Consider the following 25,862-nt stretch of genomic DNA (forward strand, 5'->3'; position numbering starts at 1 on the left):
GTATTACTTGTCTTCGCTGCGCTGGTGCTTGAAGAACACACCGTTGTCGCCGAAGGACGAGGCGATGAACGGCGAGGTCAGCTCCATCTCGCCGATCTTCACCGCGCTGTTGCGACGCTGCTGGGCGTAGCTGCGGTTGGTGGACGGGATGATCGAGGTCTTGATCTCCATCGAGGTGGCGTACACGTCATACAGCTTGGTACCGGCGGCCAGGGTCACCAGATCGTTGCGGAAATCGTGGGCCGCGGTGGAGAAGAGGCTACGCAGTTCCGGCTTCGGCACGAAGTAGATCTGCGTCGGCGCCTTGACCGCGGTGACGGCCTGACCGGTCTGGGTCACTTCCGCCATGTCGTCCACGCGCAGCTGGGTCGGTTTCAGCGTCACTGCGGCGAACAGCACCTGCAGACCGAAGTTGTCGGTGCCTTCCGGCAGGACGATCTGCGACATTTCATTGGCAAAGAAGTTGTAGTTCTGCCCCTGGCCGCTCCAACTGGCCAGTGCCGAGACGTTGCGCGAAGGCTTGCCATCGACGAAGGCCTTCCAGGCCATGCCCGGTTGCACACTGCCACCAGACGGATCGGCAGCCAGCGACAGGCGCAGCAGGCCGTTATCCGCGCCCTGGAACAGACCGGTGTATGGATTGCCGGCCACGGGGTTGAACTTGACCTTGGCCATCACGCCACGCTGGTGCATACCCTTCTCGTAATCGGCCGGCACCACGTCGCCCTCTTCACGCACCTTCTTCCACAGGGTGTTGGCCAGCAGGGCCGAGGTATTGATGCCCTCCAGCGGCGGTAGCTCACCTTCGGCGTACTGGGTGCGCATGGCACCGTTGACCCACAGGTTGTCCTGCTTGGCCTTGGCCGGCCAGGTCTGGTAATTGGCCGGGATGTTCAGACCCCAGGGTTTGAAGGCGTTCTGCACGCCCACCAGGCTGCTGTCGAGTTGCGGGTTGTGACGCTTGATCACATCGACCATGGTGGTGTTCTCGACCCAGGCCAGGCCTTCCGCAGTGTAGATCTCCGGGCGGTAGTCCTTGGTGTAGAAGCGGTCGGTCATCAGGCGGCGCGAGGCATTCATGATGAAGATCTGGAAGGCCGTCTCGCCGAAGGCGAAGCCGTCCGGACGCACGGTCTCGGCCAGCATGCCGACCAGGGTGTCGATCTTCTCGATGTCGTTGCCGTACACACGCTTGAGGTTGGCCAGGGTGGCCGGGTCGGTGGTCAGGTCTTCGAACTTGGTGATCGGGTTGAGGCCGATCTCGCGACGGAACTCGTTGTAGCGAGGTACGCCACGTTCGCGATCACGCAGTACGTCGATGGTCGCCAGGTCGATGTTGCCGACCAGCGGAATCGACAGATTGCGCAGGAAGTTCGGGTAGTTGTTGAGGGTCAGCGAACCCGGATTGGTGATACCGAAGGAGTACCACAGACGATCCGGATGCTCGCCATTGAGCAGGTTCTCGGCGTCGCGGTCACGGGTGTTCTGCAGCTGCACCGAGCGCGAGATGGTGTTGGAGCCGATGTCATAGACGTCGACCTTGTCACGCATCAGCGGGTGCATGCGGTATACCGCGACGAACTCCTCGGTCAGGGTGTAGGGCACGCCGTAGTTGTTCGGGTTGGTCGAGCCGACGATGCCGCTCAGGGCATGAGAGATGGTCGAGCTGCCGACGTTGGTCGGGTCGATACCTAGGATGCGCAGGACGAAGGAGTTCGAGCCAGCCAGATCCTCCTGCAGCATGCGCGCTTCGGCCTGGTACTTGTCGCGGTTCGGGCCGGAGCCCAGCAGGCCCCACCAGTTGGCGTACATGGCACGCTCGGTGACCGGGTTGGCGATCACCGCCGGGGTCCACTCCACGGTGTGGATCTTGGCCATCAGCGCGGCGTTGACCAGGCGGGCATGGTCATACAGCCACTGATCGTTCTTGTCCGGGTACTTCTGCTTAAGCATCGACGCGATGGCGTTGTGCTCCTTGGTGAACAGCTGGTGCAGCATGCTCAGGCCAACCCACCAGTTCTCGTTGAAACCGGTGATCGGCTTGCCGCTGATGAACTCGGTCGGCAGGGTGCCGTCCGGGTTGATCTTCAGCTTACCGTCGACGAAGGAACGCACCTTGTCGTTGGTGGCCTTGTCGCTGCCATACAGCTGCGAACCGTCCCACCAGTGGGTGTTGTGGTTGCGGTAGGTGGCCGGCTTGCCGGCTTCGGCGGCGGTACGGGTCGGATCGGGCTGGGTGCGGCGTACGGAGAGGTTGCCGCTGCCCAGGACGTCGCCGGCCGGCAGCGGGACCTGGATCGGGTTGGCTTCAGCGTTGGGGCCGTGCTCTACCCAGTCATGCACCATGAACTGGATCCAGGAGGCGGCGATGAAGTTGAGGCTGGGCGCCGGTTTGAACTCGCCGCGGGCCATCAGCACGTTACTCACTTCCCGCGGGTTGGGGCTGAGCAGGGTGTCGGATTCGGTTTCGCCATGGGTCACGGCGGGGTTTACGTTGCGGCCGAAGCGGCGATAGACCGAACCCTCGGCGGGGTTGGCGAGGATGTTACAGGTACCGTCCTCGGTACGTGCCACCTGGCTGCGCGCGTCACAGGTGATCTTGGCGTTGGCGGCAGGCAGGTTGTCGACGTCGAAAAGGTTTTCCTTGAACAGCACGTCGCGCTCCAGCGCGAGTGAGATCAGGGCGGCGTAGATGCCCAGAGTGCCGAACTTGACCAAGCTCGGCCATGTGACCCAAACAGACATGGCGGTATCTCCCGATTCTTCTTGTACTAATACGGTTGAATGCCGGTTTTCCGGCTGGCGGGAGATTAGGGATTTATGCGCCCCCCTCCCCCCTCCCCGGGGAGGGGCAGAGCACAATAGGTGCACCATTCGTCAGCTGTTGCGTTGCTGCATGCTGAGAATGGCTTCGGTGCGGCCGGAGAGATTGAGCTTCGAGTAGATGTTCTTCAGGTGCCACTTGGTGGTGGACAGGGCGATGCCAGTGCTGGCGCTGATTTCCGTGTTGGACAGCCCCTTGAGCAGGCAGGCGAAGATCTCCGCCTCCTTGTCGGTGAGCAGGCTCACCAGGTCCGGCAAGGACGCCGAGGGCGCCTGGCTCTCGGCCAGAAGGAACTCGGCATAGGCCTCGCTGTAGGCCTCCGGCACCTGCAGCTGCCCCGAACGCAGCAGGCCGAACACCGCCTCGGCGAAGCCGGGCGCCTCGTCGAACACCGAACGGTTGATATTGACGATGCCGAAGTGCGCCACCAGCTCCAGCAGCGCCTTGATCTGCTGCTCCGACGTCTGCTGCGGCGCGCTCTGCACCAGCAGGTTGGCCTCCACCACCAGCGCCCGCGCCTTCATCTCGCTCTGCTGCAGCGACTGCGCCAGCACCTTGAGGATGCGGCAGGCGCGGGGCTGGGCGCCGCGCATCACCAGCCAGTACACCGCGGCCAGGCCGTAACGCTCCCAGCATTCGTCGTAGGGCCGCACCTTCTCCCACTCACCGGCCGCCAGGCGCTCCTCGATGCCCAGGCGCTGAGCCAGGCTGTCCAGCGCCGCCGGGCGTCCGTCGAGATAGGCCTGGCGCATGCTCTCCTGGGCCACCTGACTGGCGAAGCGTGCGTAGTTGCCCAGCTGCAGGATGCGCGACAGCTGCTCCAGCAGACGCCCGGCACGACCCTGGGACTGACGCCGGTAGAGCAGGCGCGACAGGGTGATGTGCACGGTGGCGATGGTCTCGGTGGCCGAGGAGGAGGTGACCATGGCCATCAGGTCCTCGCACAGCTGCTGGGCGGCGGCCAGCTGATTCTGCTCGTACAACGCCACCACCATGGCGGTGGCGCGGTTGAGCCAGGCCGGCGACGAACGTTCGGTGCGCTGATAGTCCTGGCAGACGTCCTTGCGTGCGCTGGTGGCGCGGCCGGCGTTGCGGTTGCACAGGGCGATGATCAGGTCGGCATAGCTCTCCAGGAACAGCTGGCCGGTGCGTGCCAGCAGCGCCTTGGATTCCAGGGCCAGCTGGATCGACTGCTCCAGACGGCCGTGCATCAGATGGTGGTAGGCCAGGATGGTCAGGGCCAGGGCGCGGATGTCCGAGGAGATGCCGGGGGCCAGCAGGTCCGACCAGCGCTCGCCGGGGTCGAACGCCAGGTCGTACTGGAACAACTCCAGGTTCAGCGCCAGCAGCTGGCGGGTCGGCGCCTCCAGCCCGGGACGATCGGCGCAGCGTTGCGCCAGCTCGTCGACACAGTAGCGCGCCTGGTGGAAGCGCCGCGACAGGGTCAGCGCATAGGTCATCGGCACCAGCAGACGCGGGCGCTCGCACAGCTCGGCCTCGCTCAGCGGCTCCAGCCATTTCAGCACTTCGGCGAAATGCCCGCTGCGCACCCACTGCTCGCACGCCTCCTCCAGCAGACAGTGGAACAGCGCCTGGTCACCACTGCGCTGGGCATGCTGCAGGGTCTGCTCCAGATCGCCACGAGCATGGAAATGCAGGGCGGCGCGGCGGTGCAGCACCGGCACCTGCTGCGGCTGGTGCATGGCCAGGCGTTTGGCCAGGAAGTCGTGCAGCAGCGCGTGGTAACGATAGTGGCCGGGCGACTGGTCCACCGGCAGCAGGAACAGCTCGCGGGCGGCCAGGTCTTCCAGCAGCAGGGCCGAGCCGGAGCGGTCGAGCACCTGGTCGCACAGCTCGCCGTCAAAGCGCTCGAAGATCGCGCAGCTGAGCAGGAAATCATGCATCTGCGGGGACAGGCGCTTGAGCACCACATGACCGAAGTAGTCGACTATTTCCGGCTGGCTGCCGTTGAAACGCTCCAACGCCACCGTGCCGAAACGCGCATAGGCCAGCAGCGCCACCTTGACCCCGGCCATCCAGCCCTCGGTCATGGCCATCAGACTGTCGACATAGGCCGGGCTGAGATCGGGCCCGCCGAGGTGGGCGTTGAGCTGCTGGATCTGCAGCGGCGACAGGCGCATGTCGTGCTGGTCGATGCACAGCAGTTTGTTTTCCAGCTTCAGCCGGCTGAGGGAGAAGCCAGGATGGTTGCGCCCGGACAACACCACCCGGGTACCGCCCGCCAGGCGTTCGAGCATGGCCGAGAGCACTTCGAGGATGGTCGGCTGACTGATGAACTGGAAATCGTCGAGGACGATATAGAGATCGCCGTCGATGCGATTGAGCGCATCGGCCAGGTACTCACCGACCACGTCGGGCGCCTGGTACATCTCGGCGGCGAAGGGGTTGAACCACGAAACGTCGAAGTCTTCGACCTGGGCGCGGATGCCCTCGGCCAGGTGGCGAAAGAAGCGTACCGGTTCGTTGTCGCGCGCCTGCAGCGGATAGTGCACCACGCTGCGTCCGGGCCTGCCCGCCTGCCAGTGGGCCAGCAGCGTGGACTTGCCGGAGCCGGCGGGTGCCAGCAGCACGGTCAGGGGAAATTGCGCGCAGTGATTGAGCAACTCGAGCAGCTCAGCACGGGCAAACCCCGCGGGAACCGGGGTAGGCGGTTTGCGATCTTCCATTGCAGTGATCCGTCAGGCTTATTTTTATTGTTGAACGGGAAGCACGTGGGGGCCGATGATAGCGGCTCGTTTCCAGGAAGTTTCGAAACGTTTCACGCTTCTGGGCGCGACTCGACGTGCGGCAACAGTGCGCGAGCACGCAGATAGATCAAGCAGGTGCGCCATGGACAGGATACTTGCGGTATGGTTGGCGGCTCCCGCAGAGTACGGGCCCAACCGATGCGAGCCGAACAGAGCCCGCACGAATAAGAAGAACAACGGGGGATTCATGCTTTGAGCGTTACCAGCATCCGCCTTCCCGCCTGGCTGCAACGCCATGGTGTGACCGGCCTTTGCCTGCTCGTGGTGCTGCTGACCACCCTGAGCATGACCAAGCAGAGCGTCGACCTCCTGCGCCTGCTGCGCAGCGAAGCGCCGAGCGCACCGGCCGCCACCACGGCCGCGCAGCCGCAGCAGGTGTCCCTGCAACAGCTGCAGAACCTGTTCGGCACCCCGGCCCGGCCCGCCGGCGATCAGAATGCACCACCCACCAAACAGCAGATGGCCCTGCTGGCCAGCTTCGTCAATCCGGACGCCCGGCGCTCCACGGCCATCATCCAGGTGGCCGGCGACAAGCCCAAGCGCATCGGCGTCGGCCAGGAGATCAACTCCAGCACCACCCTGCAGGCCGTGCACAAGGACCATATCGTGCTCGACCGTGGCGGCCGCGAGGAGAGCCTGCACTTCCCGGCCCTGCGCTCGCCCACGCTGACGCCCTACTCCGCCGATCCCTACGCACCGCAGGAACCGACCGCCGAGCAACTGGAACAGCTGCAGGACGAGGACGTCCAGGCTTTGCAGCAGCGCATCCAGGACCTTCAACAACGCATGGAAGGCGACGGCGACATGCCCGCGCCCGAAACACCGGAAGCCGAATAAAGCCCATGACCGACTCCAAATTCCTGTCGCAGAAACGCCTTCCCCTCGCCCTGCTGTTTGCCGCGAGCTGCCTCGCCGCCCCACTGCCGCAGGCCATCGCGGCCGAGCCGGCAGCGGCCACTCAGGGCGCCGAGACCTGGACCATCAACATGAAGGACGCCGATATCCGCGACTTCATCGACCAGGTGGCGGAAATCTCCGGCGAGACCTTCGTCGTCGATCCACGGGTCAAGGGCCAGGTCACGGTCATCTCCAAGACCCCGCTGGGGCTGGAGGAGGTCTACCAGCTGTTCCTCTCGGTGATGAGCACCCATGGCTTCAGCGTGCTGGCCCAGGGCGACCAGGCGCGCATCGTGCCGGTCACCGAGGCGCGCAGCGCCGCCAACAGCAGCCACGCCGCACCGGACGACGTGCAGACCGAGCTGATCCAGGTGCAGCACACCTCGGTCAACGAACTGATCCCGCTGATCCGCCCGCTGGTACCGCAGAACGGCCACCTAGCCGCCGTGGCCGCCTCCAATGCGCTGATCATCAGTGACCGCCGGGCCAACATCGAACGCATCCGCGAGCTGATCGACCAACTCGATTCCCAGGGTGGCGGCGACTACAACGTGATCAACCTGCAGCACGCCTGGGTGCTGGACGCCGCCGAGGCGCTGAACAGCGCGGTGATGCGCAACGAACGCAAGGACGGCTCCGGCACCCGGGTGATCGCCGACGCGCGCACCAACCGCCTGATCCTGCTCGGCCCGCCCGCCGCCCGTCAGCGCCTGGTCAACCTGGCCCGCTCGCTGGACATTCCCAGCACCCGCTCGGCCAATGCCCGGGTGATCCGCCTGCGCCACAGCGATGCCAAGAGCCTGGCCGAGACCCTCGGCGACATCTCCGAAGGGCTCAAGGCCCCCGAGGGCGGTGGCGAAGCGGGCGGCACCAGCAAGCCGCAGAACATCCTGATCCGCGCCGACGAGAGCCTCAACGCGCTGGTCCTGCTGGCCGAGCCGGATACCGTGGCGACCTTGGAAGAGATCGTGCGCAACCTCGACGTACCGCGTGCCCAGGTGATGGTCGAGGCGGCCATCGTCGAGATCTCCGGCGATATCAGCGACGCCCTCGGCGTGCAGTGGGCGGTGGATGCCCGCGGCAGTACCGGCGGCCTGGGCGGGGTCAACTTCGGCAACACCGGCCTGTCGGTGGGCACCGTGCTACGGGCCATCCAGGAAGACGAGATTCCCGATAACCTGACCCTGCCGGACGGCGCCATCATCGGCATCGGCACCGACAGTTTCGGCGCGTTGATCACCGCCCTCTCCTCCAACAGCAAGAGCAACCTGCTGTCCACGCCCAGCCTGCTGACCCTGGATAACCAGCAGGCGGAGATCCTGGTGGGCCAGAACGTGCCCTTCCAGACCGGTTCCTACACCACCGATGCCGCCGGCTCGAGCAACCCCTTCACCACCATCGAGCGCGAGGATATCGGCGTGACCCTCAAGGTCACCCCGCACATCAACGACGGCGCCACCCTACGCCTGGAAGTGGAGCAGGAAATCTCCTCCATCGCCCCCAGCACCGGGGTCAACTCCCAGGCAGTGGACCTGGTGACCAACAAGCGCTCGATCAAGAGTGTGATCCTCGCCGACGACGGTCAGGTGATCGTGCTCGGCGGGCTGATCCAGGACGACGTCACCAGCACCGACTCCAAGGTACCGCTGCTGGGCGATATCCCGCTGCTCGGCCGTCTGTTCCGCTCCACCAAGGAAACCCATATCAAGCGCAACCTGATGGTGTTCCTGCGCCCGACCGTGGTCCGCGACCGCGCCGGCATGGCCACCCTGTCCGGCAAGAAGTACAGCGATATCAGTGTGCTGGGTACCGACGAAGAGGGCAACAGCACCCTGCCGGGCAATGCCGAGCGCCTGTTCGACAAACCGGGCGCAGCCGCCATCGACCTGCGCAAGACAGACGAGTAACGATCGAGGCAATGAAAAACGCCGCTCAGTGAGCGGCGTTTTCGTTTCAGAGGGCGGCGAGCCCGCGGGCCAGATCGGCCTTGAGGTCGGCCAGGTCTTCCAGGCCCACGGCGACGCGAATCAGGTTGTCGCGAATGCCGGCATTGGCCCGCTCCTGCGGCGACAGGCGGCCGTGGGAGGTGGTCGCCGGGTGGGCGATGGTGGTCTTGGTATCGCCCAGGTTGGTGGTGATCGAGATCACCCGGGTCGCGTCGATGAAACGCCAGGCCGCCTCCTTGCCACCCGCGACCTCGAAGCTGACCACCGCACCGAAGGCACTCTGCTGCCGTTTGGCCAGCTCGTGCTGCGGGTGGCTGGGCAGGCCGGAGTAGTAGACCTTGTCGATGCCCGGCTGGGTCTCCAGCCACTGGGCCAGTTGCAGAGCGCTGGCGCTGTGGGCCTGCATGCGCACGCGCAGGGTCTCCAGGCCCTTGAGGAACATCCAGGCGTTGAACGGGCTGAGGGTCGGCCCGGCCGTGCGCAGGAAGCCCACCACCGCCTCCATTTCGGCCTTGCGCCCGGCGACCACGCCGCCCAGGCCACGGCCCTGGCCGTCGATGTACTTGGTCGCCGAATGCATGATGATGTCGGCGCCCAGCTTCAGCGGCTGCTGCAGGGCCGGGGTGCAGAAGCAGTTGTCCACCACCAGCAGCGCCTTGCGGGCATGAGCGATCTCCGCCAGGGCGGCGATGTCGACCAGCTCGGCCAACGGGTTGGACGGCGACTCGACGAACAGCAGCTTGGTGTTGGGCTTGAAACCCGCCTCCCAGGCCGCCAGATCGGCCAGCGACGGGTAGTCCACCTCGATGCCGAAGCGCTTCAGGTACTTCTCGAACAGGCTGATGGTCGAGCCGAACACGCTGCGCGACACCAGCACGTGGTCGCCGGCGCCGCATTGGCTCATGACGATGGCCAGGATCGCCGCCATGCCGGAGGCGGTGGCGACTGCCTGCTCGGCGCCCTCCAGGGCGGCGATGCGCTCCTCGAAGGCGCGCACGGTCGGGTTGGTATAACGCGAGTAGACGTTGCCCGGCACCTCGCCGGCGAAACGCGCGGCGGCGTCGGCGGCGCTACGGAACACGTAGCTGGAGGTGAGGAACATGGCCTCGCCATGCTCGCCCTCCGGCGTGCGGTGCTGGCCGGCACGCACCGCCAGGGTGTCGAAGCCGACGCCTTCGAGGTCACTGTCCAGCCGTCCCGCTTCCCAATCCTGGCTCATGGCTGCTCCCGGCCTCAGTCGTTGTGCAGATCGATGATGGCGCTGACAGACGGGCTGCCGGCCTTGGCCGCATCGTTACGCGCCTGCTCGATCTTGTTCAGATAGTGCTCGTTGACGTCGCCGGTCACGTACTGGCCATCGAACACCGCGCAATCGAAGTGCTCGATCTTGATCTTGCCGCCACCGACCGCCTCTTTCAGGTCGTCCAGGTCCTGGTACACCAGCCAGTCGGCGCCGATCAGCTCGGCCACTTCCTCGGTGCTGCGACCATGGGCGATCAGCTCGTGGGCGCTGGGCATATCGATGCCGTAAACGTTCGGGTAGCGCACGGCCGGGGCCGCCGAGCAGAAGTAGACGTTCTTGGCACCGGCCTCGCGGGCCATCTGGATGATCTGCTTGCAGGTGGTGCCGCGCACGATGGAGTCGTCCACCAGCATCACGTTCTTGCCGCGGAATTCCAGCTCGATGGCGTTGAGCTTCTGCCGTACGGATTTCTTGCGCGCGGCCTGGCCGGGCATGATGAAGGTGCGGCCGATGTAGCGGTTCTTGACGAAGCCCTCGCGGAACTTCACGCCCAGATGGTTGGCCAGCTCCAGGGCAGAGGTACGGCTGGTATCCGGGATCGGGATGACCACGTCGATGTCGTGATCCGGACGCTCGCGCTGGATCTTCTCGGCCAGCTTCTCGCCCATGCGCAGGCGCGCCTTGTACACCGACACGCCATCCATCAGCGAATCCGGACGGGCCAGGTAGACGTGCTCGAAGATGCACGGCGAGTACTGCGGGTTCGACGCGCACTGGCGGGTATGCAGCTTGCCGTCTTCTGTGATGTACACCGCCTCGCCTGGGGCCAGGTCGCGGATCAGGCTGAAACCGAGCACGTCGAGGGCGACGCTCTCGGAGGCGATCATGTACTCCACGCCTTCGTCGGTGTGGCGCTGGCCGAAGACGATCGGGCGGATCGCATGGGGGTCGCGGAAGCCGACTACGCCGTAGCCGGTGATCATCGCCACCACGGCGTAGCCACCGCGGCAACGGGCATGCACGCCGGCGACGGCGGCGAACACGTCTTCCTCGGTGGGCTGCAGCTTGCCGCGCACCGCCAGTTCATGGGCAAACACGTTGAGCAGCACTTCCGAGTCGGAGTTGGTGTTCACATGACGCAGGTCGGACTCGTAGATCTCGCGCGACAGCTGCTCGACGTTGGTCAGGTTGCCGTTGTGCGCCAGGGTGATGCCGTACGGCGAGTTGACGTAGAACGGCTGCGCCTCGGCAGAGCTGGAGCTGCCGGCGGTGGGATAGCGCACGTGGCCGATGCCGACGTGGCCAACCAGGCGCTGCATGTGGCGTTGCTGGAAGACATCGCGCACCAGGCCGTTATCCTTGCGCAGGAACAGACGCCCGCCGTGGCTGGTGACGATGCCGGCAGCGTCCTGGCCGCGATGCTGGAGCACGGTAAGGGCGTCGTACAGGGACTGATTGACGTTGGACTTACCGACGATACCGACGATGCCGCACATGTGACGCAACCTCTGTGTAGTGAATCAGGTAGTTCCAGGCTCTTACGGCAGTTTAGGCTGCAAGAGACCCTCGTAGGACGGAAGCTCGGGCGTCTGCGTGATGCCGCTGGCGAGCCACTGGCTGGTCAGACTCAGAATCAGATTCTTCGACCAATCCGCCACCATCAGAAAATGCGGCATCAGGGTCGACTGCTGCCACCATTCATCCTGTTGTACCGGGGCCAGGCTGACCAGGCCCACCAGTACCACCACCAGCAAGGCCCCGCGCGCCGCGCCGAAGACCATGCCGAGAAAACGATCGGTGCCTGACAGGCCGGTCACCCGGATCAGCTCACCGATAAGGAAATTGATCAGCGCCCCGACCAGCAGGGTCACGATAAACAGAATGGCGCAGGCCGCGATGACGCGCATCGACGGCGTCTCGATGAAATCCGTCAGGTGCTGCGACAGGGCGCCACCGAACATCCAGGCGACCACACCGGCGATGATCCAGGTCAGCAGCGACAGGGCCTCCTTGAAGAAGCCGCGGCGCAGGCTGATCAAGCTGGAAATGGCGATGACGGCGATGATCGCCCAATCGACCCAAGTGAATGCCACGTTTCTGCCTACAGACGGGAAAGGCGGCGAATTCTAGCAGAGCGTGCCCGGCCGGGTAAGCCGGGGCCGCTATATGGCTCTGATAGAGGAAATCAGCCGTTTTCCGGCTGGAAGCGCACCACGAAACCCTTGAGGTTCTGCTGGCGATTGAGCAGATCGCGCAGGCGATCGGCCTCGGCGCGCTCGATGACCGGACCGACGAACACCCGGTTCATGCCGTCGAAGCTGCGGATATAGGCGTTGTAGCCACCGCTGCGCAGGGTCTGCTGCAGCTTCTCGGCACCCGCGCGGCTGGACAGGCTGGCCAATTGCACCGACCAGCTGACCGGCAGGTTATTGGCATCCAGGCCACTGGCCGGCTTCGTTGCCGCCTGAGTCGGTGCGGGCGTTTCAACAGGCGGCTGGGCCTGGGCCTGGGCTTGCGCCTGCGGCTCGGCAACGGGCTGGGTCGGCGCGGCAATCGGCTCGCTGGAAGTCTGCGGCACCGGCTCCACCGGCGGCACTTCGTCCTCGGCCACCGGCTCGGGCACAACCACCGGCTCCAGGGCGACATCCGGCATGCTCGGCCTGTCCGGCATCGCCGGCGCATCCACCGTCACCTGGCGCAACTCGTCCTCACGGGAAAACAGCATCGGCAGGAAGATCACCGCCAGCGCCACCAGCACCAGTGCGCCGACGATCCGCTGCTTGAGCCCCTTATCCAGCACTGCCATTGCCTGCCTCCGCCTGTTGGCCGAGCCACTCCAGGGCTTCGGCCACGCAATAGAAAGATCCGAACACGAGGATCTCGTCGTCCTCGCTCGCCTGGCCACACTGTACCAGCAATGCCTCAGCCACGCTGGCGCAGGCACGCACATCCGCGCCCAAGTTGAGCAACGCCGCCTCCAGCTCACCAGCCGGACGACTGCGCGGGCTAGCCAGTGGCGCTACCGCCCAGCCCTGCACTTCGAGCTGCAACGGCGCCAGCACGCCCTCCAGATCCTTGTCGGCGAGCAGACCGAACACGGCGAGACGCCGGCCTTTGAGGGGCCGCGCGGTTAGGCGCGTGGCCAGGTATTCGGCGGCATGCGGGTTATGACCGACGTCCAGCAGCAGCGTCAGCTCCCTGCCCTGCCAGTTCACGCGGCGCACATCCAGGCGGCCGGTCACGCGCGTACGCTGCAGCGCAGCGGCCAGCCTTTCCGGCTGCCAGGCCATGCCCAGCACCGCATAGGCCTGCAGAGCCAGGGCGGCGTTTTCCATGGGCAGATCCAGCAGAGGCAGGTCGTGCAGCTCCAGCACTCGGCCATCGGCGGTCAGGCCGCGCCAGTGCCAGGCGCCTTCGCTCACCGCCAGGTCGTAGTCGCGCCCGCGCAGGAACAGCGGACAATCCAGCTCGGCCACGCGCTGCAGCAATGGCAACGGCGGATCCAAGTCGCCGCAGAACGCCGGCTTGCCCTGGCGCAGGATGCCAGCCTTCTCGAAGGCCACCGACTCGCGGGTATCACCGAGCCAGTCGGCATGGTCCAGACCGATGCTGGTGACCAACGCCAGGTCGGCGTCGACCAGGTTGACCGCATCTAGCCGGCCACCGAGGCCGACTTCCAGCACCACGGCGTCCAGCGCTGCGCGCTCGAACAGCCAGAACGCCGCCAGGGTGCCCATCTCGAAATAGGTCAGGGAAATCTCGCCGCGCCCGGCTTCGACCGCCGCGAAGGCTTCGCACAGCTCGGCGTCGTCGGCATCACGCCCCTCGAGCTGAACCCGCTCGTTGTAGCGCAGCAGATGGGGCGAGCTGTAGACGCCGACCTTGAGCCCCTGCTCACGCAGCAGGGAGGCCAGAGAGGCGCAGGTGGAACCCTTGCCGTTGGTACCCGTGACGGTGATCACCAGAGGCGCCGGCTTGCCCAGGCCGAGCCGGCGAGCCACCTCACGACTGCGCTCCAGACCCATGTCGATGGCGCTGGGGTGCAATTGCTCCAGATAGCTCAGCCAGTCGGCGAGGGATCGGCTCATGCAGTGGCCGCGGGAGTCGGCAGATGCTGCAGTTGCGCCAGCAGGCGGGCCAGGCGCGGACGCAGATCGTTGCGGTGGATGATCATGTCGATGGCGCCATGCTCGAGTAGGAATTCGCTGCGCTGGAAGCCTTCCGGCAACTTCTCGCGCACGGTCTGCTCGATCACCCGCGGACCGGCGAAGCCGATCAGCGCACGCGGCTCGGCGACGATCACGTCACCGAGCATGGCCAGGCTGGCAGATACGCCGCCGTAGACAGGGTCGGTCAGCACGGAAATGAAGGGAATGCCCTCTTCGCGCAGGCGCGCCAGCACCGCACTGGTCTTGGCCATCTGCATCAGGGAGATCAGCGCCTCCTGCATGCGCGCGCCACCGGACGCGGCGAAGCACACCAACGGGCAGCGCTGCTCCAGCGCGGCGTTGGCGGCACGCACGAAGCGCTCGCCGACGACGGCGCCCATGGAGCCGCCCATGAAGCTGAACTCGAAGGCGCAGGCCACCACGGGCATACCCTGCAGTTTGCCGCTCATGGAAACCAGCGCGTCTTTCTCGCCGGTCTCCTTCTGGGCGCTGGCGATGCGGTCCTTGTACTTCTTGCTGTCACGGAATTTCAGGCGATCCACCGGCTCAAGCTCGGCACCCAGCTCCTCACGCCCTTCGGCGTCCAGGAACAAATCCAGGCGCGCGCGCGCGTCGATGCGCATGTGGTGGTTGCACTTGGGGCAGACGTCGAGGGTCTTTTCCAGTTCGGGGCGATAGAGCACGGCATCGCAGGATGGGCACTTGTGCCAGAGCCCTTCGGGCACCGAGCTCTTCTTGACCTCGGAACGCATGATCGAGGGGATCAGCTTTTCTCTCAACCAGTTGCTCATGCTTACTCTCCGTAGCTGTTCGGGGTCTTGGGCGACCCAGGCAAACTTTGATTCAGGCCGAAGGCGGCGGGTGCCGCACCCCGGCCAGGGCGCAATGGGTTATGGACGGCAGGCGCCTGCCCGCCGTCACATCAACCGCCACGCGCCGCGCGAATGAAAGCCGCGATCTTTTCCGCATCCTTGATGCCCTTGCTCGCCTCGACCCCGCCGCTGACATCCACCGCATAGGGACGCACCCTGGCCACCGCCGCTGCGACGTTATCCGCATGCAGGCCGCCAGCCAGAATCACCGGCTTGCTCAACCCCTCAGGCACCAGTGACCAGTCGAAAGCCTCGCCGGTTCCGCCGGGCACACCCTCGACGTAGGTATCCAGCAGAATGCCCTTGGCCCCTGGGTAACGATTCACCTGGGCAGCGATATCGTCGCCGGCCTTGACCCGCAGCGCCTTGATGTAGGGGCGATTGATGCTTTCGCACTGCTCGGGGGACTCGTCGCCGTGGAACTGCAGCAGGTCCAGCGGCACGCTGGCGAGAATCCGCTGCAGTTCATCGCACTCGATATCGACGAACAGGCCGACCGTGGTCACAAATGGCGGCAGTGCGGCGATGATCGCCCGCGCCTGCTCGATGCTGACGGCGCGCGGGCTCTTGGCATAGAACACCAGGCCTATGGCATCAGCCCCGGCCGCGGCTGCGGCCAGCGCATCCTCGACCCGGGTGATTCCGCAGATTTTGACGCGAACGGCTGTCAACGTGCCGGCACCTTCTGAGAAAGAAAAATCGATGGTAGCAAAGCTGCGAGGCAGTTTCAGCCGAAGCTTTGTGGCAACGAGGAGAGGAAGTGCGGCCCCAGGTAGCGCTGCGGCAGCTCGAACTCCTCGGGATACTCCACCTGCACCAGATAGAGGCCATAGGGATGAGCCGTCACGCCACCGGCGCGGCGATCACGCGAGGCCAGCGCATCGAGCACCCAGGAGGGCTCGCGCTCACCCGCACCGATGGTCATCAAGACCCCGGCGAAGTTGCGCACCATGTGGTGCAAAAAGGCGTTGGCGCGTACATCGATGATGATGAAGCGACCATGCTCGATCACCTCGAGGTGGTGCACCGTCTTCACCGGCGACTTGGCCTGGCACTGCACCGCGCGGAACGAGGTGAAATCATGCGTACCGACCAGATGGCGGGCCGCTTCGCGCATGCGCGCCACGTCCAGCGGACGGTAGTTCCAGGTGACTTCCTCGGCCATGTGCGCAGGCCGTATGTGGTCGTTGTAGATCACATAGCGGTAGCGCCGGGCACAGGCCTTGAAGCGGGAGTGGAAATGCGCCGGCATGACCTTGGCCCAGGTCACGCTGATGTCCGCAGGCAGGTTGGCGTTGGCCCCCATCACCCAGGCCTTGAGCGGGCGCTCGGCACGGGTGTCGAAATGCACCACCTGCCCGCTGGCATGCACACCCGCATCGGTGCGTCCCGCGCACATCAGGCCGATCGGCTCGGCGGCCACCTGCGACAGGGCCTTTTCCAGCGATTCCTGCACCGTGGGCACACCGCTGTCCTGGCGCTGCCAGCCACGGTAACGGGTGCCCTTGTACTCCACGCCAAGAGCGATTCTGGAAACGCCAGGGGCGGCCATTTCGGCCGCCCCTGTTGGTGTTGCTTCAAACATGGATCAGCTCAGTTTGGAGATCAGATCGCGAGCTTCCTGCTGCTGACCTTCGCTACCCTCGGCAATCACTTCGTCGAGGATGTCGCGGGCACCTTCACTGTCGCCCATGTCGATGTAGGCACGCGCCAGATCGAGCTTGGTGGCGGTCTCATCGGTACCCGAGAGGAAGTCGAAGTCGTCGTCCAAGTCCTGACCTGCTGCAGTAGAAGAAGCTTCCGGCAGAGCGGCGGGCAGCTCATCGGCCAGACCGCTGCTCAGCTGATCCAGCTCGGCGGAGACTTCATCCAGCTGGGCGGCGAAGCTGTCGTCGGCCGGAGTGCTGGGAGCCTCTTCGGCGAGGGAAAGATCGAAATCGGCCGGCATGTCCAGATCGACTTCGCCGGCTGCGGCGCCGGAGGTGATCGGCTCGTCATCCAGGCTCAGCATGAAGTCGTCGTCGGCAGCGGTGGCGCTCGGCTTGCTGTCGGCTTCCAGATCCAGGCTGAAATCGGCCAGATCGTCCCCCAGGGACAGGCTGTCGCTGGTGCTTTCGCCACCCAGGTCGAGATCGAAGTCCATATCGGCACTGGCGGTGCTCGCCGGTGCGGCCGGAGTGTCGAAGTCCAGACCGGAATCCAGGTCCAGATCGTCCAGAGTGGTCTCGGCGACCGGAGCAGCAGGTGCCGACGGCGCGTCGAGATTGACGTCCAGATCATCCAGGCTCAGGTCGAAGGAGTCGTCCAGGTCGGAGGCTGCGGCCGACTGCTGAGCAACCGGCTCGTCCAGGGTCAGGTCGTCCAGGCTGAACGCATCCAGATCGTCGGACGCGGCAGCCGCACCACCGGCAGCAAAGGCGGCAACGGCCATCGCCGGGTACTTGGCCTTCAGCTGATCGACGGCACCGGCAGAACCGCCGATCTCGCGCAGCTCCTGCTCCTGGCGGGAGAAACCATCGCGGTCGCCCAGCTCGGCATAGACTTCCATCAGCTTCAGGCGCAGATCGCTGCGGTGCGGCTCGTCGTTGATCGCGTTGTGCAGCAGCTCGGCGGCCTGGGTGAACTTGCCGTAGGCGATATAGATGTCGGCTTCGCCCAGGGCGTCGGCGGTCTGCGGCGCCACACGCTCTTCGGCCTGCTCGCGCACCACGGTCTCGCCGGAGGCGTCACCGAGGCCGGCGAAGCTGTCGTCCGGCAGATCCATGTCATTGGCGAAGGCGTCGTTATCGTCATCGGCGGCCAGGCTGTTCTGCAGCTCGGCCTCCTTCATGGCATTGCGGCGCGACAGCACCATCAGACCGACCAGCAGCACCAGCAGCGCACCGCCGCCGACGGCACCGAGCAGCATCGGGTTGGCCAGCAGCTGGTCAACCACGCCTTGCGGCTCGGGCTCCTTGACTACCGGAGCGGCGGGCTTGACGGCCTGGGCGGGCTTGGCCGGCTGAGCCGGCTTGGGAGCGACAGCCGGTTTGGCCGGCTGAGTGGCAGGCGCCTGGACCGCCGGCTTAGCCGGCTCGGTCTTTGGGGTGGCTTCCTCATAATTGAAGTCGGTAGTGGCTGGCTTCTCGACCGGAGGCACGGTCGCCGGCTTGGTCTCGGCGGTCGGTGCAGCCGGCTTCTCTAGCGGTTTCTCCGCAGGCTTGGCCGCGGTCGCCGGAGTGACCGGAGCTGCCGGAGCGACCGGCTGGGCCGGAGTCGCTGCAGCCTTGTTCTGCTGAGCCAGATCGGCCTGCAGTTTGGCCAGTTGGCTGTCTTTCAGTTCGAGCAGGCGCTGCGCCTTGTCCAGCTGGCTCTGCAGATCGGCCATGCGGCTCTGCAGCTCCGCGCTCTCGCGGCGGCTGGAGTCGAGGCTTTCCTTGGTCACGGCCAGTTGATCGTTGAGCGCCTTGCTGTCGCCCTTGCCCTTGTCGCTACCGGCGGTGGACTTGCCACTGTCGGCGGCAACCAGTTTCAGGCTGTCCTTGGCATCGGCCTTGGCCGGAGCGGCACCGGCGCTGTCGCGCTTGGTGGCATCCAGCTGGCGGGAGCTGCTGGCGGCGACGCTGCGGCCCTCGCGCCAGGCAGTGTTCTGCTCGCTGACCTGGGCGATGGCCTCGCTCTGGCTGCGGCTCTTGACCTGGGCGTCAGTCGGCAGACGCAGCACCTGACCGCTCTTCAGGCGGTTGATGTTGCCGTCGACGAAGGCACCCGGATTGAGATCCTGGATGGCCAGCATGGCCTGGTGAACGGAACCGCCCTGGCGGCTGCGCTGGGCGATTTCCCACAGGGTATCGCTGGAGGTGGTCTTGTACTGGTCGCCGTCGATCTTGGCGGTGGCCGGAGCAGTTGCAGGCTTCGCCGCCGGGGCGACCGGGGCAGCCGGACGGGCCGGGGCACTGGCAGACGGAGTGACCGGGCGCGGGGTCGGCGCAACGGTCTGCGGACGCGGCGCCGGAGCGGCGGCTACCGGCAGGCGCGGCGCGGCAGTCACTACCGGACTCGGCGAGTACATCGGCGGATCCAGCAGCAGGGTGTATTCGCGCAGCAGGCGGCCGTTCGGCCACAGCACTTCGACGAGGAAGTTGACGTAGGGCTCGCGCACCGGCTTGGTCGAGGTGATGCGAATCACGCTCTTGCCGTTGGGCTTGATGATCGGAGTGAACTTGAGATCGGTCAGGAAGTACTGACGATCAACACCCGCCTTGTTGAACTCTTCAGGCGAGGCGAGCGTCGGGATTACTTCGGTCTGCGCCAGATCGCGCACTTCGAGCAACTCGATCTCCGCCACCAGCGGTTGGCTCAGCGAGGACTGCAGGTCGATTTCCCCCAGTCCCAGTGCATGTGCCGTACCCGAGGTCAGCGCGGAAGCAGCCGCAATTGCCAGCACCAGTTTGCGAACCCGAACCATAGCGTAATCCCTTGTTTTATCTTTTTTTCTCGATGCACGAGAGGATTTGAAGTGCGCTGCCTGCGCCCGCTCGAAAGCGGCTCCCCGTCAGCGAACTACCAAAACAGTATTGCCAAGCTAGAATAATTCTTCAAATTTGGGGCTAAGTATCTTTTACAGATAGTGTTTTATCAACAACTCACCAATTTGCACAGCATTGAGCGCAGAGCCTTTTCGCACATTATCTGACGCAATCCACAAATTAAGCTCAGTTGGATCATCCAGACCAGAGCGCAGGCGCCCTACATAAAGTTCGTCCTGCCCCACCGCATCGCCGACCACGGTCGGATAATCGCCCTGTTCCACCAGCTCGATCCCGGCTTGCTGCTCCAGCAGCGCAGCGACTGCGGCCACGTCCACCGGCTCTGCGGTTTCCAGGCAAACGGCCAGGCTGTCGCCGAAGAACACCGGCGCCACGCAGCAGGTAACGGCCACTTTCAGCCCGTCGATCGCCAGCACCTGCTTCAACTCGTCGGCCATTCTGCGCTCCAGTCGCGCATGACCGCCCTCTTCCACTTCGCCAGCCTGCGCCAGCACATTGAACGCCACCTGGCGACCAAACACCTGCGGTTCCAGCGGACGCATGTTGAGCAGCTCGGTAGTCTGCCGGGCCAGTTCGCTGACGCCGGAACGGCCGATGGTGGAAACGGACAACACCGCGCTCACCACGATCTTGCGCAGACTGAGTTGGCTACGCAGCGGCGCCAGCACGGCAGCCAGGGCGGTGGTGGCCGGCGCCGGGCTGGCCAGCAGATAGGGCGCGCTCGCGCCAGCCAACGCCTCGGCATTGGCTTCCGACACCACCGGCAGCGCCTGCGGCAGGCCGCCACTCAGGTCGATCACCGAGCAGCCGGCGGCGTGTGCCTTGGCGCCATACTGGCGGCTGATGTCTTCGCCCGCCGCGAAGAAGGCCAGCTGCACCTGGGCGAAATCGAAATCGGCCACCTCGCGCACCCGCAGGTTCTTGCCGCGGAAGGCCATGGCCTGCCCGACGGAATCGTTTCCGGCCAGCAGGTGCAGCCCGGCGACCGGGAACTCGCGCTCCTCCAGCAGCTGCACCAGGGTTTCACCCACGGTGCTGGTGGCGCCGATCACGGCGATAGCGAGGGACTTGGACATCGGAACACCTTGATACAGAGAAGCGAGTGGGCGGCACTCTACGCTGCGCCCGAAAGGCTGACCACAGAAACAAAAAAAGGCCGGTAATCACCGGCCTTTTTTGCTGACTGACTAACGAATCAGCGCTCCAGCAGAATCCGCAGCATACGGCGCAGTGGCTCGGCCGCGCCCCACAGCAGCTGATCGCCGACGGTGAAGGCACCGAGGTACTGCGAACCCATGTTGAGCTTGCGCAGGCGACCGACCGGTACGCTCAGGGTGCCGGTCACGGCGGTCGGGCCGAGGTCGCGAATGCTCGCCTCGCGGGTGTTCGGCACCAGCTTGACCCAGGGATTGTGCTGGCTGATCAGGCCTTCGATGTCGGCCATCGGCACGTCCTTGTTCAGCTTGATGGTCAGCGCCTGGCTGTGGCAGCGCATGGCGCCGATGCGCACGCACAGGCCGTCCACCGGAATCGGGCTCTTGATCCGACCGAGGATCTTGTTGGTCTCGGCCTGGCCCTTCCACTCTTCGCGGCTCTGACCGTTGGGCAGTTCCTTGTCGATATAGGGGATCAGGCTGCCGGCCAGCGGCACGCCGAAGTTGTCCACCGGGAAGGACTCGCCGCGCATGGCCTCGGCGACCTTGCGGTCGATGTCGAGGATGGCGCTGGCTGGATCGGCCAGGTCATCGGCCACGGAGGCGTTGATCGCGCCCATCTGCTTGATCAGCTCGCGCATGTTCTGCGCGCCGGCGCCGGAGGCCGCCTGGTAGGTCATGGCACTCATCCATTCGACCAGACCGGCCTCGTACAAGCCGCCCAGGGCCATCAGCATCAGGCTGACGGTGCAGTTGCCGCCGATGTAGTTCTTGGTGCCGGCGTCCAGAGACTGGTCGATCACCTTGCGGTTGACCGGGTCCAGCACGATCACCGAGTCGTCGGCCATGCGCAGGCTGGAGGCCGCGTCGATCCAGTAGCCGTTCCAGCCGGCTTCGCGCAGCTTGGGGAAGACTTCGCTGGTGTAGTCGCCGCCCTGGCAGGTCAGGATCACGTCGAGGCTCTTCAGCTCGTCGATGCTGTAGGCATCCTTCAGCGGGGCGACGTCCTTGCCAATCGCCGGGCCTTGGCCGCCGACATTGGAGGTGGTGAAGAACACCGGCTCGATCAGGTCGAAGTCACGCTCTTCCAGCATGCGCTGCATGAGCACGGAACCGACCATACCGCGCCAACCGATCAGACCTACACGTTTCATAACGACTCACACCTATATAAGCAGCCCGCCGGCAGGCGCCGGTGGGGCTGGAAAGATTACAGACTGCGCAGGGCCTCGACCACTGCATCACCCATGGCGGCGGTACCGACGCGGGTCTTGCCTTCGGACCAGATGTCGCCGGTGCGCAGGCCCTGATCCAGCACCTTGCTCACCGCCAGCTCGATGGCGTCGGCGGCAGCGGCCTGGTTGAAGGTGTAACGCAGCATCATCGACACCGAGAGGATGGTCGCCAGCGGGTTGGCGATGCCCTGGCCGGCGATGTCCGGCGCCGAGCCATGGCATGGCTCGTACATGCCCTTGTTGTTGGCGTCCAGCGAGGCGGACGGCAGCATGCCGATGGAACCGGTGAGCATGGAAGCCTCATCCGACAGGATGTCGCCGAACATGTTGTCGGTGACGATGACGTCGAACTGCTTGGGCGCGCGGACCAGCTGCATGGCGGCGTTGTCCACGTACATGTGGCTCAGCTCAACATCCGGATAGTCCTTGGCCACTTCTTCGACCACGGCGCGCCACAGCTGGCTGGAGGCCAGCACGTTGGCCTTGTCCACCGAGCACAGCTTCTTGCCGCGCACGCGGGCCATGTCGAAGCCGACGCGGGCGATGCGGCGGATCTCGCTCTCGCTGTACGGCAGGGTGTCGTAGGCCATGCGCTCGCCGTTTTCCAGCACCTTGCTCTCGCGCGGCTGACCGAAGTAGATGCCGCCGGTCAGCTCGCGAACGATGAGGATGTCCAGGCCCGACACCACTTCCGGCTTGAGGCTGGAGGCCTCGGCCAGTTGCGGGTAGAGGATGGCCGGACGCAGATTGCCGAACAGACCCAGCTGCGAACGGATCTTCAGCAGGCCGCGCTCCGGGCGGATGGCCGGATCGATCTTGTCCCACTTCGGCCCGCCGACGGCGCCGAGCAGTACGGCATCGGCCGCGCGGGCGCGATCCAGGGTCTCGTCGGCCAGCGGCACGCCGTACTTGTCCACGGCAGCGCCGCCCAGCTCGTCGAAGCTCAGCTCGAAGCCCAGGCTGTACTTGTCGTTGGCCAGGTTCAGCACCTTGACCGCTTCGGCCATGATTTCCGGGCCGATGCCGTCGCCGGGGAGAATCAGAATCTGCTTGCTCATGCTCAATCCTTAATCACTTGATCGCGCCGAACAGCCAGGGGCTGCTCTGCTGGTGTTTGCTTTCGAAGGCCTTGATCGCGTCCTGGTCCTGCAGAGTCAGGCCGATGTCGTCCAGGCCGTTGAGCAGGCAGTGCTTGCGGAAGGCGTCGACCTCGAAGGAGTACTGCTTGCCGTCCGGACGGGTCACGGTCTGCGCCGCCAGGTCCACGGTCAGCTGGTAGCCCTCGGTGGCCTCGGCCTGCTGGAACAGCTCGTCGACTTCGGCATCGGCGAGGATGATCGGCAGCAGGCCGTTCTTGAAGCTGTTGTTGAAGAAGATGTCGGCGTAGCTCGGTGCGATGATGGTGCGGAAGCCGTACTCTTCCAGCGCCCACGGTGCGTGCTCGCGGGAGGAGCCGCAGCCGAAGTTCTCGCGGGCCAGCAGCACGCTGGCGCCCTGGTAGCGCGGGAAGTTGAGGACGAAGTCCTGGTTCAGCGGGCGCTTGGAGTTGTCCTGGTTGGGCTGACCCACGTCCAGGTAGCGCCACTCGTCGAACAGGTTGGGGCCGAAGCCGCTGCGCTTGATCGACTTGAGGAACTGCTTGGGAATGATCTGATCGGTGTCGACGTTGGCGCGATCGAGCGGGCAGACCAGGCCGGTGTGTTGGGTAAAGGCTTTCATCGTCTAGCTCCTCAGGCCTGCATCAGTTCGCGCACATCGATAAAGCGACCGGTCACCGCGGCGGCGGCGGCCATGGCCGGGCTGACCAGGTGGGTACGCCCACCGGCGCCCTGGCGACCTTCGAAGTTGCGGTTGGAGGTCGATGCGCAATGCTCGCCGTTGCCCAGCTTGTCCGGGTTCATTGCCAGGCACATGGAGCAGCCCGGCTCACGCCATTCGAAACCGGCCTCGATAAAGATCTTGTCCAGGCCTTCCTGTTCGGCCTGCGCCTTGACCAGGCCGGAGCCCGGCACCACCAGCGCCTGCTTGACGGTGGCGGCGACCTTGCGGCCCTTGGCCACTTCGGCGGCGGCGCGCAGGTCTTCGATGCGCGAGTTGGTGCAGGAGCCGATGAACACGCGATCCAGCTGGATGTCGGTGATCGCCTGGTTGGCGGTCAGGCCCATGTACTTGAGGGCGCGGACGATGGAGTCGCGCTTGACCGGGTCGGCTTCGGCGGCCGGGTCCGGCACGTTCTGGTCGACGGCCAGGACCATCTCCGGCGAAGTGCCCCAGCTGACTTGCGGCTTGATGTCCTCGGCACGCAGCTCGACGATGGTGTCGAAGTGCGCGTCGGCATCCGACACCAGATCGCGCCACTGCGCCACGGCGGCATCCCAGTCGCTGCCCTTGGGCGCGAATGGACGGTTGCGCACGTAGTCGATGGTCTTCTCGTCCACCGCCACCATGCCCACGCGGGCACCGGCCTCGATCGACATGTTGCAGATGGTCATGCGGCCTTCCAGCGACAGGTCACGGATGGCGCTGCCGGCGAACTCCAGGGCATGGCCATTGCCGCCGGCGGTGCCGATCTTGCCGATCACGGCGAGGACGATGTCCTTGGCGGTGACGCCCAGCGGCAATTTGCCTTCGACGCGCACCTGCATGTTCTTCATCTTCTTGGCCACCAGGCACTGGGTGGCGAGCACATGCTCGACCTCGGAGGTGCCGATGCCATGGGCCAGGGCCCCGAAGGCGCCGTGGGTAGAGGTGTGCGAGTCGCCGCAGACCACGGTCATGCCCGGCAGGGTGGCGCCCTGCTCCGGGCCGACCACATGGACGATGCCCTGGCGCACGTCGTTCATCTTGAATTCGAGAATGCCGAAGTCATCGCAGTTCTCATCCAGCGTTTGTACCTGGATGCGCGACACTTCGTCGGCGATCGACTCCAGACCGCCCTGGCGCTCGGCCTTGGTGGTCGGCACGTTGTGGTCCGGGGTGGCGATATTGGCGTCGATGCGCCACGGCTGACGGCCGGCCAGGCGCAGGCCTTCGAAAGCCTGGGGCGAGGTCACTTCGTGGAGGATGTGGCGGTCGATGTAGATCAGCGACGAACCATCGTCGCGGCGCTTTACCTCGTGCATATCCCAGAGCTTGTCGTAGAGCGTCTTGCCGGCCATCTGCTATGTCCTCGATCAGGTCATGTGCGGTGCGAGGGCTTATAACCCTTCTGCTGATGTGGCGATCCTAGGGATTCGGCTCGAATAACTCCAATTCATATTTTTTATTCGAATCATTCCTGAGCGGAATGCGATGGGTTATAACCGGCGAAATTCCTCGCCGCCGGAGCAACCGTGGACCTGGCCAACCTCAATGCCTTTATCGCCATTGCCGAAACCGGCAGTTTTTCCGAGGCCGCCGAGCGCCTGCACCTGACCCAACCGGCGGTGAGCAAGCGCATCGCCGGCCTGGAGCAGCAACTCGATGTACGCCTGTTCGACCGCCTGGGCCGCGAGGTGAACCTGACCGAGGCCGGCCGCGCCCTGCTGCCGCGCGCCTACCAGATTCTCGGCGTACTGGACGACACGCGCCGCGCACTGACCAACCTCAACGGCGAGGTCAGCGGTCGCCTGACCCTGGCCACCAGCCACCATATCGGCCTGCACCGCCTGCCGCCGCTGCTGCGCGCCTTCACCCGCAGCTATCCCCAGGTGGCGCTGGATATCCAGTTCCTCGACTCGGAAGTGGCCTACGAGGAGATTCTCCACGGCCGCGCCGAACTGGCGGTGATCACCCTGGCGCCGGAGAGCCGCGAGCCGGTGCACGCGGTGCCGGTATGGGACGACCCGCTGGATTTCGTCGCCGCCCCCGAACATCCGCTGGCGCGCAACGGCGCGGTGACCCTGGCCGACGTGGCGCTGCACCCGGCGGTGTTCCCCGGCGGCAATACCTTCACCCACCATATCGTCAACAACCTGTTCGCCGCCCAGGGCCTGACGCCCAACATCGGCATGAGCACCAACTACCTGGAGACGATCAAGATGATGGTCTCCATCGGCCTGGCCTGGAGCGTGCTGCCGCGCACCATGCTCGACGAGCAGGTGGTGCGCCTGCCGCTGCCGGGCATCCAGCTGCAACGCCGGCTCGGCTACATCCTGCACAAGGAACGAACCCTATCCAACGCGGCCAAAGCCTTTATGGTTCTGCTCGACGAACAACGGCGCTTGCCTTGAGGCCGGAACAGCGG

General features: G+C 65.3%; 19 protein-coding genes. 3 read left to right on the forward strand and 16 right to left on the reverse strand.

Going from position 1 to position 25,862, the window contains the following annotated elements:
- Nucleotides 1-3: 3 nt before the first annotated feature.
- Entirely contained in the window at nt 4-2,745 is a 2,742-nt protein-coding gene (locus tag OH686_RS04305; protein WP_289536383.1) for a peroxidase family protein, read from the reverse strand.
- A 132-nt stretch (nt 2,746-2,877) separates the two neighbouring features.
- A complete protein-coding gene (locus tag OH686_RS04310) occupies nt 2,878-5,511 on the reverse strand; it encodes a winged helix-turn-helix domain-containing protein (RefSeq protein ID WP_289536384.1) in 2,634 nt (877 codons plus the stop codon).
- A gap of 273 nt (nt 5,512-5,784) precedes the next feature.
- Here OH686_RS04310 and OH686_RS04315 point away from each other — a divergent pair, with 273 nt between their 5' ends.
- Nucleotides 5,785-6,429, forward strand: coding sequence for a type II secretion system protein N (locus OH686_RS04315; protein WP_289536386.1), 645 nt, complete (start codon nt 5,785-5,787; stop codon nt 6,427-6,429).
- 5 nt (nt 6,430-6,434) lie between these two features.
- Entirely contained in the window at nt 6,435-8,396 is a 1,962-nt protein-coding gene (gene gspD, locus OH686_RS04320; RefSeq protein WP_289536387.1) for a type II secretion system secretin GspD, read from the forward strand.
- A gap of 46 nt (nt 8,397-8,442) precedes the next feature.
- Here gspD and OH686_RS04325 read toward each other — a convergent pair whose 3' ends face one another.
- The 14 genes from OH686_RS04325 to leuC form a co-directional block, all read right to left on the reverse strand.
- Nucleotides 8,443-9,654 (reverse strand): O-succinylhomoserine sulfhydrylase, encoded by a 1,212-nt coding sequence (locus OH686_RS04325; RefSeq protein WP_289536388.1) that lies wholly within the window; start codon nt 9,652-9,654, stop codon nt 8,443-8,445.
- A gap of 14 nt (nt 9,655-9,668) precedes the next feature.
- Nucleotides 9,669-11,174: an amidophosphoribosyltransferase gene (purF, locus tag OH686_RS04330; RefSeq protein WP_137972539.1), complete on the reverse strand. Its 1,506-nt coding sequence runs from the start codon at nt 11,172-11,174 to the stop codon at nt 9,669-9,671.
- A 42-nt stretch (nt 11,175-11,216) separates the two neighbouring features.
- Nucleotides 11,217-11,771, reverse strand: coding sequence for a CvpA family protein (locus OH686_RS04335; RefSeq protein ID WP_137972538.1), 555 nt, complete (start codon nt 11,769-11,771; stop codon nt 11,217-11,219).
- A 92-nt stretch (nt 11,772-11,863) separates the two neighbouring features.
- Nucleotides 11,864-12,484 carry an SPOR domain-containing protein gene (locus tag OH686_RS04340; RefSeq protein ID WP_289536390.1) on the reverse strand — a complete coding sequence of 207 codons (621 nt, stop codon included), beginning with the start codon at nt 12,482-12,484 and terminating at the stop codon, nt 11,864-11,866.
- Complete coding sequence (gene folC, locus OH686_RS04345; protein WP_289536392.1) at nt 12,468-13,766, reverse strand: bifunctional tetrahydrofolate synthase/dihydrofolate synthase; 1,299 nt, start codon at nt 13,764-13,766, stop codon at nt 12,468-12,470. The genes OH686_RS04340 and folC overlap by 17 nt, the downstream gene beginning before the upstream one ends.
- Nucleotides 13,763-14,638: an acetyl-CoA carboxylase, carboxyltransferase subunit beta gene (gene accD, locus OH686_RS04350; protein ID WP_137972535.1), complete on the reverse strand. Its 876-nt coding sequence runs from the start codon at nt 14,636-14,638 to the stop codon at nt 13,763-13,765. The genes folC and accD overlap by 4 nt, the downstream gene beginning before the upstream one ends.
- Nucleotides 14,639-14,769: 131 nt before the next feature.
- Nucleotides 14,770-15,390 (reverse strand): phosphoribosylanthranilate isomerase, encoded by a 621-nt coding sequence (locus OH686_RS04355; protein WP_289536394.1) that lies wholly within the window; start codon nt 15,388-15,390, stop codon nt 14,770-14,772.
- A gap of 56 nt (nt 15,391-15,446) precedes the next feature.
- The gene (gene truA, locus OH686_RS04360) at nt 15,447-16,304 is read right to left on the reverse strand and encodes a tRNA pseudouridine(38-40) synthase TruA (protein WP_289536395.1); all 858 of its coding nucleotides are present in this window, start codon (nt 16,302-16,304) and stop codon (nt 15,447-15,449) included.
- 3 nt (nt 16,305-16,307) lie between these two features.
- Entirely contained in the window at nt 16,308-19,166 is a 2,859-nt protein-coding gene (locus OH686_RS04365) for a motility hub landmark protein FimV (protein ID WP_289536396.1), read from the reverse strand.
- 153 nt (nt 19,167-19,319) lie between these two features.
- Nucleotides 19,320-20,324, reverse strand: coding sequence for an aspartate-semialdehyde dehydrogenase (locus OH686_RS04370; RefSeq protein WP_289536397.1), 1,005 nt, complete (start codon nt 20,322-20,324; stop codon nt 19,320-19,322).
- Nucleotides 20,325-20,443: 119 nt separating this feature from the next.
- Nucleotides 20,444-21,556 carry an aspartate-semialdehyde dehydrogenase gene (asd, locus tag OH686_RS04375; protein ID WP_137972530.1) on the reverse strand — a complete coding sequence of 371 codons (1,113 nt, stop codon included), beginning with the start codon at nt 21,554-21,556 and terminating at the stop codon, nt 20,444-20,446.
- A 56-nt stretch (nt 21,557-21,612) separates the two neighbouring features.
- Nucleotides 21,613-22,695 (reverse strand): 3-isopropylmalate dehydrogenase, encoded by a 1,083-nt coding sequence (gene leuB / locus OH686_RS04380; protein WP_137972529.1) that lies wholly within the window; start codon nt 22,693-22,695, stop codon nt 21,613-21,615.
- A gap of 13 nt (nt 22,696-22,708) precedes the next feature.
- On the reverse strand, nt 22,709-23,356 hold the full coding sequence (gene leuD / locus OH686_RS04385) for a 3-isopropylmalate dehydratase small subunit (RefSeq protein WP_289536398.1): 648 nt from the start codon (nt 23,354-23,356) through the stop codon (nt 22,709-22,711).
- 11 nt (nt 23,357-23,367) lie between these two features.
- Nucleotides 23,368-24,795 (reverse strand): 3-isopropylmalate dehydratase large subunit, encoded by a 1,428-nt coding sequence (gene leuC, locus OH686_RS04390; protein ID WP_289536400.1) that lies wholly within the window; start codon nt 24,793-24,795, stop codon nt 23,368-23,370.
- 174 nt (nt 24,796-24,969) lie between these two features.
- Between leuC and OH686_RS04395 the strand changes: the two genes are divergently transcribed.
- Nucleotides 24,970-25,848 carry a LysR family transcriptional regulator gene (locus OH686_RS04395; protein WP_137972526.1) on the forward strand — a complete coding sequence of 293 codons (879 nt, stop codon included), beginning with the start codon at nt 24,970-24,972 and terminating at the stop codon, nt 25,846-25,848.
- Nucleotides 25,849-25,862: the final 14 nt, after the last annotated feature.

Source organism: Pseudomonas sp. SO81, from assembly GCF_030374125.1.
Classification (GTDB): Bacteria; Pseudomonadota; Gammaproteobacteria; order Pseudomonadales; family Pseudomonadaceae; genus Aquipseudomonas.